Origin of the sequence: Falsirhodobacter algicola, assembly GCF_018279165.1 — a bacterium.
Lineage (GTDB): Bacteria > Pseudomonadota > Alphaproteobacteria > Rhodobacterales > Rhodobacteraceae > Falsirhodobacter > Falsirhodobacter algicola.
Genome location: NZ_CP047290.1, coordinates 70877 through 86513, shown reverse-complemented (window position 1 = coordinate 86513; position 15637 = coordinate 70877). Strand labels below are relative to the sequence as shown.

Below are 15637 nucleotides of genomic sequence, written 5' to 3'. Positions count from 1 at the left end.
ACCGTGTCACGCCTCAGATGGGGCGCGGACCGTCCGCGTCCATGTCGAAAGCGCCCGGATGCAGTTCGTCCCAGAAGGCGCGGATCGCCTCGGCGTTCAGCGCGCTCATCCAGCCATGCCGCTCGAAATCGTCGCGCGCCGCACCCGTCAGCCGGGCCAAGAACATCCGCCGGTCCGCATCGCGCTGCGTGGGGGTGCGGGCGGCCACCAGCGCCTGCACCCGTTGCAACCGCCGGGCGCGGTCCGACAGGGGGGCGGCCGGTTCCGGCGCCCCCGCCCGCAGCGCCGCCGAGAGATAGCCGACGGGATTGCGCACATCCCCCTGCCCCTCGATGTAATCCAGCTTTCCATCCACCCGAGCCTCGCCATGTTCGGCGATCCACTGGCGGGCCAGCCGGTCCGCCGCGCCCAGTTTGCGCAGCCGCTGATAGACGGGCGAGCGGCGCACCCCCTCCCCGTCGTCCAGATCGAGGATCGCAAGCTGCGGATTCTCGCGGATCAGGAAGCGGATGTCGGTGACGGTGCGGCCCATCTTCCGCGTCTCGGCGGTGACGACGATGTTGGAGGAGCGGTTCACCTCCTCCACCGCCGGTTTGATGATCTTGGCGTTCAGATGCTTGAACACCTCGTAATAGCTGCTGTCGTTCACCCCCATCAGGCGGCGGAACAATTCGAGGCTCCACCACCCGGTGCTGCCCGTGCGCACGAAGCGATAGCAGTTCTCATAGAGCGCGAGCGCGTGCCCGCTGGTGAAGCGTCGCTGGATGTTCAGATTGATGAGCGCAAAGACCTTGGGGTCGTTCAGCTTCTCCGCCAGCGCCGGGGAATAGGCGTATTCGCAGATCCCCCCCTTCAGCTTGGCATAGGACAGAAGGCTGGAGATGCCCCATTCCTGACGGCCCTCCTCGTCCAGCATGTCCCATTCGGCCACCGTCTCGGCCAGCCCGCGCAGCGAGGCCTTCAGCGTGTCCATGTCGTTCGAGTTGTAGCCGATCATCAGGCACAGCGTGCGCGCGTCGATCCGGTGGACCGGCTGGCTCGTCAGCGTGTCATAGGCATTGAGCAGCAGCACGTTCGACAGCCGCCGCTGCAACAGCGTCAGCTTGCCCGACACATGGATCGCCGCCACATGCTTCTTCACCGCCCCACGCCGCAGCGCGCCCGTCAACCGTTCACGGGGTATATCGTCCATTCGTCTGCCCTTCCGGTGGCCGGCGTCGTCGTCGTCGCGATTCTCTGAGGCCCCCACTTTATGTGCAAAGGAACCCGCCATCAAGCGCAGGGCTGGCACCTTAAACACGTCCCGTAAACGGGTCCCTCAAGGCCGAGGGTCCCCTTAAAGGTATCCGTTTACGGGAGGCACCTGCCGTCACGGACCCCCTTGAAATCCCCGATGGCGGATTTCCCGCCCCAAACCGCCCCCCGGATTCCGATTTCCCGAGAATCGCACCCCATCCTCCTGTAAACAGGTGCCTGACGCACCGTATCCGGGCACCCCTGCCCCCGTCCTCGGGTACCTCTGCCCGGATTCATCGCGTGGAATCCGAGGGTTGCGGAGCCGTAAAGATTCTTAAAGACTCGAAGATATCTTAAACCAACCTGCTGATTGCGTTTTATATCCGGATTTTCGCATCCGTTGATTCCCAAGCGGAGGATGATGTGCGATGAAAACTGGTATATCAGGCAAAAACGCGCACACGAGAGTTCCGGAATGACGCAGAGATCTGACCTTCCCCCCTATTTCGGGATCGACCCCGAGGAAGAGGCGAAGCGGCTCGCGAAGCCCATCGACACCTCCCGCTTCGCCAAGGCCGCCACCTTCGCCGCCCGCGGCCGCGACGACCTTGCCCGGCGCGGTTACGCCCCGGACGGGCAAAAGCGTCTGCGCAAATTCTCCACATGGGAGGTGTGCCGCTATCTGATCCCGATCGCCCCCGCCCATCTGCGCCGGGTGCTGAAGGCCCATCCCGATCTGCCGCAGGGCACGGGCGAAGGCGGCGCCAAATGGTTCTCGCTCGAAGAGATCCTCGCGCTGCGCGATCACTTCGCGACCGAGGGCGCGGGCTGGCGCGAATACAAGGCCTGGCGCCCCGAGGGGCTGCCCGCCAAGGTCATCGCCGTCGCCAACTTCAAGGGCGGCGTCGGCAAGACCTCCACCGCCGCGCATCTGGCGATGTCCGCCGCGCTCGACGGATACCGGGTGCTTGTGATCGACCTCGACAGCCAAGGCTCCATGACCTCGATCATGGGCGGGACGGTGGCCGACGAATGGCAGACCGCCTTCCCCCTTCTGGCGCGCGACTACGCCCAGTCCCTTCAGGCCGAGAACAAGGTGCGCGCGGCGCAGGGCCTCTCCGAACTGCCGCTTGACGAAACGTTAACTGAAGCGCTGAACGTTTCGCCGCGAAACCTGATCCAAAGCACGCATTGGCCGAACATCGACCTGATCGGCGCGCAGCTGAACCTCTATTGGGCCGAGTTCCAAGTGCCGGTCTGGCGGATGCAGCTGCGGAACTGGGCGCTGTGGGACAGCCTCGGCAATGCGCTGTCCGAGGCAGGAGTGCTGGACGATTACGACATCGTCCTCCTCGATACGCCCCCTGCCCTCGGCTATCTGACGATCAACGCCTTGGCCGCCGCCGACATCCTTCTGGTGCCGCTCGGGGCGTCGTTCCTCGAGTTCGATTCCACGGGCCGGTTCTTCGACATGATCTACTCCACCTTCGCCTCCATCGAGGAAGGTGAGAACCGCGCCCGCCGCGCCGATGGCCTGCCGGAGATGCGCTTCGAATGGGACGCCGTCCGCGCGATCATCACCCGCTTCGATGCGGCGCAGCAGACCGATCTCGCCAATGTCGTGCAGGCCTATTTCGGCGACTTCATGACCCCCTACCGGCAGGAGATCACTGCCATGGTCGGTCAGGCTGGCGAGCAGGTGAGCGGCATCTATGAGACCGATTACAGGGATTTCAACCGCGAGACCTATGTCCGCGGTCGGGAGACATTCGATCAGACATGGGCCGAGGTGAAGCGGGTGCTTCTGGGGACGTGGTGGCGCGATCAGCAGATGGAGACGGAGGAACGCGATGGCGAAACGTCGTAAGCTGGAGGCACCGTCCTCCGATGATCTGGAGCGGTTCGAGGCGGAGTTTCGCCGCGAAACACCCCCTCGGATGCCGCTTGCGGCGCCGATCAGCCAGATCGCGGCCGACAGTGCGCGGGCCCATGATCCGCGCAGCGCGGCCGAGCGGGCGGAGGCGGCGCGGGACCGCGCGGATGCCGAACGGTTCCGTAACGCAGATATGCAGGGGCTGATCCTGCAGGACATCCCGCTCGATGCGATCGAAGCGGATGCCATCGTCCGCGACCGCCTCGTGCTCGATGCCGAGGATATGGCCGAACTTCAGCAGTCCATCGCGACGCAGGGGATGCGCCTTCCGATCGAGGTGTTCCGCACCGAGAACCCCCAAAAGCCCTATGGCCTCATCTCCGGGTATCGGCGGCTGCGGGCGGTGCAGAACCTTCGGGCGATGCGGGGGCAGGGGGGCTTCGACACGATCAAGGCCATCATCCGCGACCCCGATGCGATGGGCGGCCCCTTCGTCGCCATGGTGGAGGAGAACGAGGTCCGCGCCGGTCTCAGCCATTTCGAGCGGGGGCGGATCGCGGTGATCGCGGCGCAGCAGGGCGCCTTCCCGAATGTGGAGGCGGCGGTGGACGCGCTCTTTGCCTCCGCCTCGCGGGCGAAGCGATCCAAGGTGCGGTCCTTTGCGCTGATCTTCGAGGAGCTGGGCGACATGCTGATGTTCCCCGACGCGCTGCGCGAGAAGGAGGGGCTGAAGCTGGCCGCCGCGCTGCGCGATGGGCACGAGGCGGCCCTGCGGGAGGCCTTGGCGCAGGGGGTCATCGACTCCCCGCAGGACGAGTTGATGCGGCTGGAGGAGGTCCTTGGCGATCTGGGGCCGGCGCCGGTCCGGCCGGAACGGGGCGGCCGCCCGCCGCGCGCGGCCGGCAAGATGCGGGGCCGCCGCGCCGTGCTGGACACGGGGATCGCCCTGACATCCGTGCACGATGGCAAGGGCTGGACGATTCGTCTGGATGGCCAGCGCGTCGATGCGGAACTGGTGGAGGTGGCGATGCGCGAACTGGAGCGTCTACTCGGTCCATATTGACTATATGTAGTATATCCTAGAAATTAGCAACTATATGTAGTATGTTCTGAGCATATTCCCCATAGGGGCCTGTGGCGGGTGGGTCATAGGTTGCCGCTCACACGGGCCTCTCGGGGATTTGGCTTTGCCGTGGGGCAGGGGGCGTGGTTAAACGGGCGAATGTAGAAGGTAGCTCGATTAATCATGGCCAGTCACATCTCTCTCACGCATATCGCCGAGACGCTGGGCGTCTCGCGCGCCACCGTCTCCAACGCGCTGAGCGGGCGGGGGCGCGTCTCCCCCGCGCTGGCCGAGCGGATCCGCAACGCGGCGGAGGAGATGCGCTATGTTCCCTCGGCGGCGGCGCGCTCCCTGCGGTCGGGGCGCAGCACGCTGGTGGGGATGGTGGTGCCGGATTTCACCATGCCGCTGTTCGGGGTGCTGGCCCAAGCGTTCGAGCGGGCCGCGAAGGAACGGGGGATGGCGCTCTTGGTGCGGGACGGGCGGGGCGATCCGGCGATCCATGCCGAGATGGTGGCCGACCTCGTGGCGCGGGGCGTGGATGGGATCGTGGTGGTGCCGGTGCGGGGCGACGATTCCGCGCTGGATCATGTGCCGGTGCCGCTGGCGGTGGTGGATGCGGCCTCCAACCCGCGCAACATCGCCTCGTGCGATCATCGGGCGGGCGCGCGGATGGCGATCGGGCATCTGGCCGATCTGGGCCACCGCTCGGTGGAGATCATCGTCTCCGCCACGCGCAGCCATGTCAGCAACGAGCGCGAGGCCGGGATGCTGGCCGCCGCCGAGGCGTTTGGCCTGAAGACCCGCGTGCGCCATCTGCAGCCCGATTTCGACACGGCCCGCACCCATGCCCGCACATGGCGCCCGGACGGGGCGACCGCGATCGCCGCCGCCTTCGATGCGATCGGCGTCGGGCTGATCGCGGGCTTCATCGAGGCGGGGGTGCGGGTGCCGCAGGATGTCTCCGTCACGGGGTTCGACAACACGATCTGGGGCCGGATCATCCGCCCCGATCTGACCACCGTCACGCAGGATCTGGACGGGATCGCCGATCACGTTCTGGATGTGCTGATCGGGCGGGCCGCGGGGCAGCGGCTGTTCCCCGGCACGTTGGCGGCGCGCGGATCGACCGCGCCGCCCGCCGTTCGGGGCGGCTGAGCGCGTCACGAAAGCGTCACCCCTGGGCGGTAGTCAGAACGGCATGGCGGCACGGGGTACGGACAGGATGAACGCGCGGGTCGGGTCGCAGGCGATGGCGGGGCGCGGGCGCCTTCCGGAGACGGCGATGCGGGCGACGGCGCTGTCGGGATGGCGCGGGCCGGAGCCGGGGTGCTTTCTGGTGGAGATGGGCGGCCGCCGCCTGCTTCTGGGCTCCGGGGCCGATCCCGGCCCGGTGGATGCGGTCCTGCTGAGCCATGGGGCGCCGACCGCGCCGCTGCCCCCTGCGGGGGCCGTTTGGGCCGCGCCGCCCTTGGGCGCGCTTGGGGCGGACGTGCCGGGCCTGCGGGCGCAGTTGCCGCGCCGCGGGCGCATCCGCATCGCCGGGCTGGAGGTGGAGACGGGCGCGAGCGGCCACGGCCCCGGCGCGGTCTGGATCCGCATCGGCGGGCCGGGGGGGCTGCTTTATACCGGCGCGCGGTCCGAGGAGGGGGCGCTGTTTCCCTGCGATCCGCTGCCGCAGGCCGGGGCGCTGATCTTCGATGCATCCTATGGGCTTGGCGATGTGCCGCTGGCGGTGGCGCGCGACGATCTGCTGGCCTTGGCGGCGGACGGGCCGCTGCTGTTGCCGGCCCCGGCGGTCGGGCACGGGCTGGAGATGGCGCTGCAGCTTCATGCCGCGGGCCATGTGCCGCATCTGTGCCCCGAGCATCTGCGGGCGGCGCACGCGCTGCTGGCCTGCCCGGATTGGCTGGTGGGGGGGGCGGCGCCGCTTCGCGCGCTGCTGGCGGCGGCCCGCCCCCTGAGCGATGAGGCCGCCCCTGCGGGCGTGATGATCGCCGCCGGTGCCCATGCCGAGGGCGGGCTGTCGGCGCCGCTTGCCGCGCGGTTCATCGCGGCGGGGGGCGCGCAGGTGGTGTTCACCGCGCATCCGGCGCAGGGCACGCCGGCCTTTCACTGGGTGGGGCAGGGGGCGGCGCGCTTTTTGCGCTGGAACGTGCATCCGCGGCTGAGCGCGCTGCGTGCGGCCCTGCGCGCCGTGGCCCCGCGCGTGGCGATGCCCGCCTTCTGCACCGATCCCGCCGCGCTGCGCCCCGCGCTGCCGGGGGTGCCGCTGGAGGGGCCGGTCCTGACCTGGTAGGGCCGATTTCGGCAAGATCTTGCCGAGCGGAAATCCCCCGGCTTGTCGCAAGGGAACCCGCCATGCGACGCCTTTGTCGCGCGATCGAGCGTGATGGGGACGACCAAGGCGTACGCAAGCGCCACTGACCGGGAACGGGGGACACGAATGCGACGGATGGGCTTGGCAGCGCTCGCGCTGATCGGTGGAATGCTGTGCTCGGCGGTGACGGCCATGGCGGAACCGCAACCCGTTCTGGTGGCGCAGCTGACGCGGGCCGAACTGACGCAGGCGGTGGCCGAGGCCGATGCCGACATCCGCGCCTCGGGGGTGCGGCGGATCTGGTGCGTGCCCTTCGCGCGGGCCGTGTCGGGGATCGAGATCCGGGGCAATGCCGGGACATGGTGGAACGCCGCCGCGGGCCGCTATCCGCGCGGCAACGTGCCGATCCCGGGCGCGGTGCTCAACTTCCGCTCCACCTCCAAAATGCCGATGGGGCATGTGGCGGTGGTGTCCTCGGTGATCGACTCGCGGCGCATCACGGTCACGCAGGCCAATTGGGTGCGCAACCGCGTGACCGAGGATGTGGTGATCGACATCTCGCCCAAGAACGACTGGTCGCAGGTGCGGGTGGAGAACCGCTCCAACAGCTTCGGCAGCCCCTATCCGACCTATGGCTTCATCTATCGCCCGGCGCCGGTGCAGCGGGCCGTCGGATAAAGCGGGGCGCGCGCATTTTTCCACTTGCGCGGGCGGGCACCTTTCCCTAGAAGCCCCTTACCCGGATGGCCCGTTCGTCTATCGGTTAGGACGTCAGGTTTTCAACCTGAAAAGAGGGGTTCGACTCCCCTACGGGCTGCCATTTCCCTTTGATCTTCCCTCACCCCCAAAGGGGCGTCATGCTTGACCGGCAGCATCTTTCCATCCTGCGCGAAGTCGATCGCCTCGGCAGTGTGACGGCGGCGGCGGGGCGGCTGAACCTGACGCAATCGGCCTTGAGCCATACCATGCGCAAGTTCGAGGAGCGTCACGGCCTGCGCGTGTGGATCCGCGAGGGGCGGGGCCTGCGGCTGACGCAGGCGGGGGAATATCTTCTGGCGCTGGCCCAGCGGGTGCTGCCGCAACTCGACGATGCCGAACAGGTTCTGGCCGATTTCGCCGCCGGGCAGCGGGGCGCGCTGCGCGTGGGGATGGAATGCCATCCCTGCCAGCAATGGCTGATGCGCGTCATCGCGCCCTTCCTGACCGCGTGGCCCGATGTGGATTTCGACATGCGCACGGCCTTTCGCTTCGGCGGCCTCGGCGCGCTGCTGGGGCATGAGATCGACGTGCTGATCACCCCCGATCCGATGGATCTGGAGGGGGTGGAGTTCACGCCGGTCTTCGATTACGAACTCGTCCTCGCCGTGCCGCAGGGGCATCCCGTGGGCGATGTCGCGGCGCCGCAGGATCTGCTGAGCGAGGAGCTCTTCACCTATCCCGTGCCGGTGGACCGGCTGGATGTGTTCACCCGTTTCCTCGTGCCCGGACGCTGCGCCCCGCGCCGCCACCGCACGGTGGAGACGACGGAGATGATGCTTCAGCTCGTCGCGGCGGGGCGGGGGGTCAGCGCCATTCCCGACTGGCTGCTGCGCGAGGAGGGGGCGGCCGCGCTGCCGATCCGCGCCGTCCGCCTCGGCCCCGAGGGGATCGCGAAGAGCATCCATGCCGGGGTGCGCACCGGCGAAGCCGCCGTGCCCTTCGTCGATGCCTTCATCGAGATTGCGCGCGCCACCTCGTTGTGATCCTGTGGCGCCGCATCTGCCGAAGGACCTGCCATGACCGATCACCCCACCATCGAGCGTATCCGGCACGAGATCCGCCGCCGCAGCCTGTCGGTGCTGGAGGCCGGGCATCTGACGCCGCACATGATCCGCCTGACATTGGGCGGCCCGGAGCTGGAGGGATTCCACAGCGCGGGCTTCGACGATCATGTGAAGCTGTTCGTGCCGGTTCCGGGCGGCGAGACGGTGATGCGCGATTACACCCCGCGCCGCCACGAGGGCGATCATCTGGTGATCGACGTGGTGGATCATCCGGGCGGGCCGGTGGCCGATTGGGCGCGCGGCCTTCGCCCCGGCGACCGGGTGGAGATCGGCGGACCGCGCGGATCGAAGGTGATCGGCGGGCCGATTGCGGCGTGGCTGTTGATCGGGGACGAAACGGCGCTGCCCGCGATCGGGCGGCGGATCGAGGAATCCCCTGCCGATACCCCCGTCACCGCGCTGATCGCCGTGCCCGGCCCGGCGGATGAACAGGCGCTGACCGGGGCGGCCCCGCTCGATCTGCGGTGGGTGCACCGGCCTGCCGATGCGGGGGCCGATCCCGCCCCGCTTCTGGCGGCGTTGGAGGGGGTGGACCCGGCCCCCGGCACCTTCGTCTGGATCGCCGCCGAGGCCGGCGTCACCCGCGCGCTGCGTGCGGCGCTGGAGGCGCGGGGCGTGCCGAAGACGTGGATCGCGGCCTCGGGCTACTGGCAGCAGGGCATGGCCGACGGTTCGGTCAAGGAGATCTAGTCGAGCGCCGCCGCGATGGCCGGGCGGTAGCGCGCCAGCATCCCCTGCGCCGCGTCCGGGCTTGCGGCCTGCACATAGATCCGAAACTCGGGCGCATTGCCCGAGGGGCGCAGATGCAGCACCGTGCCATCGACGAGGTTCATGCGCAGCCCGTCCGTCCGGTCGAGGCTTTCTACCGGCGGGCCGGCCCCCAGCAGCGCCGAAGGGTCGGCCTTCAGCCGCTGCAGAAAGCCCGCCGCCCGGTCGCGGTCGATCCCGGTCAGCCGGTCGGCGGCGGTGAAGCAGGGCGGAAGCGCCGCCACCAGCGCCGCCAGATCGACGCCCGCCGCGCGGGCCGCGACCAGCGGGGCGAGGATCGGCAGCAGACTGTCGCGCGTCATCAGCGGGGCCAGCGGCCCGGCGGGATGGGCGGCAAAGCCCAGAAGGAAGCCGCCATTCGCCTCGAACCCCGCGACGCGGGCGGCGGGATCGGCGGCCACCGCCTCCTCCATCCCGGCGATGACATGGGGGGAGCCGATGCGCGTCAGGATCACCCGTTCGAACCCCATGCGGCGGACCATGTCGTTCGACGATACGGGCGTGACGATCACGCGCGCGCCCAGATGGCGCGCCGTCAGCACGCCCAGCACATCGCCCGGCACCAGACGCCCGGACGCATCGGTCAGCATCGGGCGGTCGCCATCCCCATCGGTGGAGGCGATGGCATTGAGGCCATGCGCCGCCGTCCACTCGGCAAGGGTCTGGCGTGTTTCGGGTTCGACCGCTTCGGTATCGACGGGGATGAAGGTGCCGGAATGGCCCAGCTCCACCACCTCGGCCCCGAGCTGCGTGAGCGCCCGCCCCAAGAGATCGCGCGCCACCGAGGAATGGCGATAGACGCCGATGCGCAGCCCCGCCAGCGCGTCCGGTGCGAAGGCATCGGCATAGCGGCGGACAAAGCGCGTTTCCAGATCGGGGGCGGAAAGCTCGCGCCCTTCTGCGGCGGTGTCCGGGGTGGGGGCGGCGAGGGCGGCGAGGATGCGCGTCTCGTCGGTCTTGGTGATCTCTCCGCCCGGGACGTAGAACTTGAGGCCGTTGCGATCGGCGGGGATATGGCTGCCGGTGACCATGACGGCGCCCGCGCCGGCGGCCATCGCGGCCTCGGCCAAGGCGGGGGTGGGAACGGCGCCGCAGGGCACGACATCGAGGCCCGCCGCTTGCGCCGCGTGCATCACCGCGCGGGCGATGCGCGGCGAGGAGGGGCGCAGGTCGCGCCCGACGAACAGCCGGTCGCCCTGCGGGCAGACCCGCAGGAAGGCGCGGACATGGCGCGCGACGAGATCGTCCGTCAGGTCGGTGACGAGGCCGCGCAGGCCGCTGGTTCCGAAGGTGGGGGCCATGGTCCATTCCGCTGTTGCCACGCGCGCACCATCGCAGGCCGGGGGCGCGGCTGTCCAGCGGGCGCGCCCCATCCATCCGGGCAGGGGCGCGCCGCCTTTGGTCGAAGGTGGCGCTAGTCCGCGCGGGCCGAGGCGCGGCGCATAGCCACCTGTTTGCGCACGAAGGCCATGAGGAAGATCGCGGTCAGGATCAGGATGATCGTCGGCGCGGGGGCGCTGTCGATCCAGAAACTGACATAGACCCCGCCCAGCGTGGCCACCATGCAGACCGCGACCGCCACGATCAGCATCCGCCCGAAGGAGCGGACGGTCAGGAAGGCGATGGCCCCCGGCGCGATCATCAGCCCGACCGCAAGGATCAGCCCCGTGGCCGACAGCGTCGCCACGATGGTCAGCGACAGGACGGTGAGCAGCCCGTAATGCAGCATCCCCACCCGCAGCCCCGAGGCCCGCGCCTGCGCCGGATCGAAGGCGTGCAGCATCAGGTCCTTCCAGTTCAGCAGGAGCGCCGCCGCCACCACCGCCGAGATGACGCCCGCCACCCACAGATCCTGCGGACCCACCCCCAGCATGTTGCCGAAGAGGATGTGATCGAGATGCATGTCCGAGGTGATGGAGGTGTAGAGCACGATCCCGAGGCCGAACATCCCCGAAAAGACGATGCCCATCACGGTGTCCTGCTTCACCCGGCTGTTGGAGGACAGGAACCCCGTGGCGGTGGAGGTGATCATCCCCGCCGCGAAGGCGCCGAAGATCAGCGGGATGTTGAAGATATAGGCCAGCACGATGCCGGGCAGCACGGCATGGCTGACCGCATCGCCCATCAGCGCCCAGCCCTTCAGCACCAGAAAGCAGGACAAAAGCGCCGTCGGCACCGCCACGATGATCGCGATCCAGAAGGCGTTCTGCATGAACGAGAACTGGAACGGCAAGAGAAGGGTGTCGGTCATGATGCCTCTCCCTCCAGCGCGGCGCGGGCCTTGCGGCGTGCGGCCAGCATCCCGTGCTTGGGCGCGAAGGTGAAGGTCGCGAGGAAGATCAGCGTCTGCAGGCAGACGATGATGCCGCCCGGCGCGCCATTGAGAAAGAAGCTGACATAGGCGCCGACGAAGCTCGTGGCCGTGCCGATCGCCACCGACAGCACGATCAGCCGGGGGAAACGGTCGCAGAGCAGATAGGCCGTCGCCCCCGGCGTCACCACCATGGCCACGACGAGGAAGGCCCCCACCGTCTGCATCGCGGCGACCACGCTGGCCGACAGCAGCATGAAGAACACCCCCTTCAACAGCCCCGGACGCAGCCCGACCGACCGCGCATGGCTTTCGTCGAAGAACACGACCATCAGGTCCTTCCAGCGCAGCAGCAGCACGCAGAGCGAGACGACGCCGATGATCACGAGTTGCAGCGTGTCTTCGGGGGTGATGGCGAGGATGTTGCCCATGGTGATGGTCTGCACCGACACCGCGATCGGGTTGAGCGAGATCATGAACAGCCCCAGCCCGAAGAAGGAGGTGAAGATCAGCCCGATCACCACATCCACCTTCAGGCCCGAACGGTCCGACAGGAACAGCATCGCCCCCGCCGCCAGCCCCCCCGACAAAAAGGCGCCGAGCGCGAAGGGCAGGCCCAGAAGATAGGCCCCCGCCACGCCCGGAACGACCGAATGGCTGAGCGCGTCGCCGATCAGCGACCAGCCCTTGAGCATCAGATAGGCCGACAGGAACGCGCAGACCCCGCCGACCAGCGCCGAGACGAGCATCGCGTTCAGCATGTATCCGTAGAGGAAAGGATCGAGCAGGATCATTCGGACCGCTCCTGCCGGTGGGTACGCTCGCCGTATTGCACGAAGGGGCGTTCGTCGTCGCTGAGGATGGAGACCTGCCGCGGGTCGTGATCGTCATGCAAAAGATCGCCGCCGAGCGTAACGTGGCGCAGAACGCCGCCGAAGGCCTTTTCCAGATTGGCGCGGGTGAAGGTGGTGTCGGTCGGCCCGTGGCAGAGCACGGTGCCCTTCACCAGCACCACCCGGTCGCAGAATTCGGGCACCGATCCGAGGTTGTGGGTGGAGACGAGCATCACCCGCCCCTCGGCGCGCAATTCGCCCAAGAGGGCGACGATCTGTTCCTCGGTCTTCACGTCGACGCCGGTGAAGGGTTCGTCCAGCAGGATCACGCGGCCGTCCTGCGCAAGGGCGCGGGCCAGAAAGACGCGCTTCTTCTGCCCGCCCGACAGCTCTCCGATCTGGCGGTGGCGGTAGTCTTGCATGTTCACGCGGGCAAGGGCGGTATCGACCGCCGCGCGGTCGGCGGCGGAGGGGCGGCGCAGCAGGCCCATATGGCCGAAGCGGCCCATCATCACCACATCCTCCACCAGAACGGGGAAGGACCAGTCCACCTCTTCGGATTGGGGGACATAGGCCACGAGATTGCGGCGCAGCGCCTCGCGGACGGTGAGGCCCAGAAGGCGGATCTCGCCGCGCGCGACGGGAACGAAGCCCATCACCGCCTTGAAGAGCGTGGATTTGCCCGCGCCGTTCACCCCCACCAGCGCGGTGACGGTGCCCCGCGGGATCTGGAAGGAGGCGTCGCGCAGGGCGGTGTGCCCGTTCCGGTAGGTGACGGTCACATCGCGCGCGAGGATGCCGATGTCGTCCGGGGAGGTATCTGTCTGCATCATGGTCCTGTGGGGGGTGGCGTATAGGTGGATCAGTCGTTCGTCGCGGCAAGCCCGTCGGCGACGGTCTTGGTGGTGACGCGCAGAAGATCGAGATAGCTCGGCACCGGGCCGTCCGGTTCCGACAGGCTGTCGACATAGAGCACGCCGCCGTACTGCGCGCCGGTTTCCCGGGCGATCTGGCGTGCGGGGGCCGTGTTCACGGTGCTTTCGCAGAAGACGGCGGGAATGGCGTTCGCGCGGACCTGATCGACGACATGGCGCACCTGCTGCGGCGTGCCCATCTGATCGGAGTTGATCGGCCAGAGATAGAGCTCCTTCAGGCCGAGATCGCGCGCAAGGTAGCTGAACGCGCCTTCGCAGGTCACGAGCCAGCGGCGATTTTTGGGCACGGCGGCGATTTCGGCGCGCAGCGGATCGAGGGTGGCGCGCAACTGCTGGCGGTAGGCTTCGGCATTGGCGGCATAATCGGCGGCATGGGCCGGATCGTACTCGGACAGGGCCTTTTCGATGTTGGTGACGTAGATCTGCGCGTTTTCGGGGCTCATCCACGCATGGGGGTTGGGCTTGCCGTCGTAATCGCCGCCCGAGATGGAGATGGGATCGACCCCTTCGGACAGGGTGACCGAAGGCACGTCGTGCAGGTTCTGGAAGAACTGTTCGAACCAGCGTTCGAGGTTCAGCCCGTTCCACAGGATCAGATCGGCATCCTGCGCGCCGACGATGTCCTGCGGGGTGGGCTCGTAGCCGTGGATCTCGGCCCCCGGCTTGGTGATGGAGACGACATCGGCGTCGTCGCCGGCCACATGGCGCGTCATGTCGGCCAGAACGGTGAAGGTGGTGACGACCTTCAGGCGGCCCTCTGCGGCCATGGCCGAAGAGGCCAGCAGCAGGCCCGCGATGAAGGTTCCGAGAGAGAGCGGCAGTCGTGTCGGCATGGCATCCTCCGTGAGTGCGTCGCTCTCATGGAAATGCAACTCATTCTCAAAAGTCAAGCGGGTGTCCGGCCGGGATGGTCCCGGCCGGTGCGATCGTCAGTGCCCCGAACGCTCCGAGGCGACCCATTCCTCCCAGCCGGGCGTGCCCTGCATGAAGGAGGCGACGCGCGCGCTGTCGGCCTCCAGCTTGGGATCGTGGGCGAGGTAGTGGCGCGTTTCGCGCGCGATGAGGCCCGACAGGATCAGCAGCCCGATCAGGTTCGGGATCGCCATCAGCCCGTTCATCACGTCCGAGAAGTTCCACACGAGCGTGAGTTGCATCGTGCAGCCGACGAACACCACGAGCGAGAAGAGCACCCGGAAGGGCATCACGCCGCTGCGCCCGATCAGCCGTTCGATGTTGCGCTCGCCGTAATAGGCCCAGCCGAGGATGGTGGAATAGGCGAAGAGCACGAGGCCGATCGTGACGATCCAGTGGCCCCATTCGCCCGGCAGCCCGTGGGTGAAGGCCTCGCCCGTCATCAGCGCGGCGGAGATCTGTTCGCCGGTGGCGGGGTCGGTTTCGGTCCATACGCCGGTGGTGATGAGCACGAGGCCGGTGCAGGTGACGACGATGATCGTGTCGATGAAGGTCTGCGTCATGGACACGAGGCCTTGGCGCACCGGATGGCTGGTGCGGGCGGAGGCGGCGGCGATGGCGGCCGAGCCCATGCCCGATTCATTGGAGAAGATGCCCCGCGCCACGCCGAACTGCACCGCGATCATGATGGTGGAGCCGACGAAGCCGCCCGCCGCCGAACTGCCGGTGAAGGCCGAGGAGAAGACCGCGCCGAGCGCCGCCGGCACCGCCGCGATGTTGACGCCGAGGATGAACAGCGCGCCCAGCACATAGAAGAGGATCATCAGCGGCACGAGGCCGGCCGTGACGCGCCCGATCGCCTTGATGCCGCCGACCAGCACCGCCAGCGTCAGCGTGGCGAGGATCAGCCCCGTGGCCCATGTCGGGATGCCGAAGCTGCGTTCGACGTTGGAGGCGATGGAGTTGCCCTGCGTCATGTTGCCGATGCCGAAGCAGGCGCAGACCGCGAAGATGGAGAAGGAGAGCGCCAGAAGCTTGCCGAAGGGCCCCGGAATCCCGCGTTCGAGGTAGTATTGCGGCCCGCCCGATTTTTCGCCCGCGGCGTCGGTGGTGCGGAAGCGCACGCCGAGGAAGGCCTCGGAATATTTCGAGGCCATGCCCAGAAGCGCCGTGACCCACATCCAAAAGAGCGCGCCCGGCCCCCCGATCCCGATGGCGGTGGCCACGCCGACGATGTTGCCGGTGCCGACCGTGGCGGCCATCGCCGTGGTCAGCGCCTGAAACTGCGAGATGTCGCCTTCGGCCCCGTCATCCTTGCGCCGGATCAGCCCGAGCCGCAGCGCCGCGCCCAGCCGGAGGAACTGGATGCCCCCCAGCCGGATCGTCAGATAGATGCCCGTGCCCAGAAGCAGCGGGATCAGCAGGAACGGCCCCCAGACGATGCCGCCTGCCGTTTCCAGAAAAGCCCCCAATCCATCCATGTCTCTTGTCCCCTGATGGTGTTCGTTTTGTGCCCGTATCGGGAGCCGGGCCGGGGGGGATGTCAAGCACGACGCGCAGGGC

General features: G+C 68.2%; 14 protein-coding genes and 1 tRNA gene. 8 read left to right on the top strand and 7 right to left on the bottom strand.

Annotated elements, in window-relative coordinates; genetic code table 11:
• Positions 1-13 precede the first annotated feature (13 nt).
• Complete coding sequence (locus GR316_RS11850; protein WP_211785345.1) at positions 14-1192, bottom strand: replication initiation protein; 1179 nt, start codon at positions 1190-1192, stop codon at positions 14-16.
• Between the two features lie 519 nt (positions 1193-1711).
• On the opposite strand from GR316_RS11850, the gene GR316_RS11845 reads away from it, so the two are divergent.
• From GR316_RS11845 to GR316_RS11810, 8 genes are all read left to right on the top strand, one after another.
• Positions 1712-3103: an AAA family ATPase gene (locus GR316_RS11845; RefSeq protein ID WP_211785344.1), complete on the top strand. Its 1392-nt coding sequence runs from the start codon at positions 1712-1714 to the stop codon at positions 3101-3103.
• A complete protein-coding gene (locus GR316_RS11840; RefSeq protein ID WP_211785343.1) occupies positions 3087-4172 on the top strand; it encodes a ParB/RepB/Spo0J family partition protein in 1086 nt (361 codons plus the stop codon). Before GR316_RS11845 ends, GR316_RS11840 begins: the two co-directional genes overlap by 17 nt.
• 183 nt (positions 4173-4355) lie before the next feature.
• Positions 4356-5330, top strand: a complete 975-nt coding sequence (locus GR316_RS11835; RefSeq protein WP_211785342.1) for a LacI family DNA-binding transcriptional regulator — start codon at positions 4356-4358, stop codon at positions 5328-5330.
• Between the two features lie 67 nt (positions 5331-5397).
• The gene (locus GR316_RS11830; RefSeq protein WP_211785341.1) at positions 5398-6471 is read left to right on the top strand and encodes an MBL fold metallo-hydrolase; all 1074 of its coding nucleotides are present in this window, start codon (positions 5398-5400) and stop codon (positions 6469-6471) included.
• A gap of 162 nt (positions 6472-6633) precedes the next feature.
• The gene (locus tag GR316_RS11825) at positions 6634-7170 is read left to right on the top strand and encodes a CHAP domain-containing protein (protein WP_249218861.1); all 537 of its coding nucleotides are present in this window, start codon (positions 6634-6636) and stop codon (positions 7168-7170) included.
• Positions 7171-7237: 67 nt separating this feature from the next.
• Positions 7238-7312: transfer RNA gene (locus tag GR316_RS11820), tRNA-Glu, on the top strand.
• A 37-nt stretch (positions 7313-7349) separates the two neighbouring features.
• Positions 7350-8234, top strand: a complete 885-nt coding sequence (locus GR316_RS11815; protein WP_211785340.1) for a LysR family transcriptional regulator — start codon at positions 7350-7352, stop codon at positions 8232-8234.
• A 33-nt stretch (positions 8235-8267) separates the two neighbouring features.
• The gene (locus GR316_RS11810) at positions 8268-9005 is read left to right on the top strand and encodes a siderophore-interacting protein (protein ID WP_211785339.1); all 738 of its coding nucleotides are present in this window, start codon (positions 8268-8270) and stop codon (positions 9003-9005) included.
• Here the strand turns inward: GR316_RS11810 and GR316_RS11805 are convergent.
• The 6 genes from GR316_RS11805 to GR316_RS11780 form a co-directional block, all read right to left on the bottom strand.
• The gene (locus GR316_RS11805) at positions 9002-10384 is read right to left on the bottom strand and encodes a phosphomannomutase (protein WP_211785338.1); all 1383 of its coding nucleotides are present in this window, start codon (positions 10382-10384) and stop codon (positions 9002-9004) included. The genes GR316_RS11810 and GR316_RS11805 overlap by 4 nt on opposite strands.
• 113 nt (positions 10385-10497) lie before the next feature.
• Complete coding sequence (locus GR316_RS11800) at positions 10498-11334, bottom strand: metal ABC transporter permease (RefSeq protein ID WP_305798383.1); 837 nt, start codon at positions 11332-11334, stop codon at positions 10498-10500.
• Complete coding sequence (locus GR316_RS11795; RefSeq protein ID WP_211785337.1) at positions 11331-12188, bottom strand: metal ABC transporter permease; 858 nt, start codon at positions 12186-12188, stop codon at positions 11331-11333. The genes GR316_RS11800 and GR316_RS11795 overlap by 4 nt, the downstream gene beginning before the upstream one ends.
• Positions 12185-13060 (bottom strand): manganese/iron ABC transporter ATP-binding protein, encoded by an 876-nt coding sequence (locus tag GR316_RS11790; RefSeq protein ID WP_305798382.1) that lies wholly within the window; start codon positions 13058-13060, stop codon positions 12185-12187. Before GR316_RS11790 ends, GR316_RS11795 begins: the two co-directional genes overlap by 4 nt.
• Before the next feature lie 29 nt (positions 13061-13089).
• Complete coding sequence (locus GR316_RS11785; protein ID WP_211785336.1) at positions 13090-13995, bottom strand: metal ABC transporter substrate-binding protein; 906 nt, start codon at positions 13993-13995, stop codon at positions 13090-13092.
• 96 nt (positions 13996-14091) lie between these two features.
• Positions 14092-15555, bottom strand: a complete 1464-nt coding sequence (locus GR316_RS11780; RefSeq protein WP_211785335.1) for an alanine/glycine:cation symporter family protein — start codon at positions 15553-15555, stop codon at positions 14092-14094.
• Positions 15556-15637: the final 82 nt, after the last annotated feature.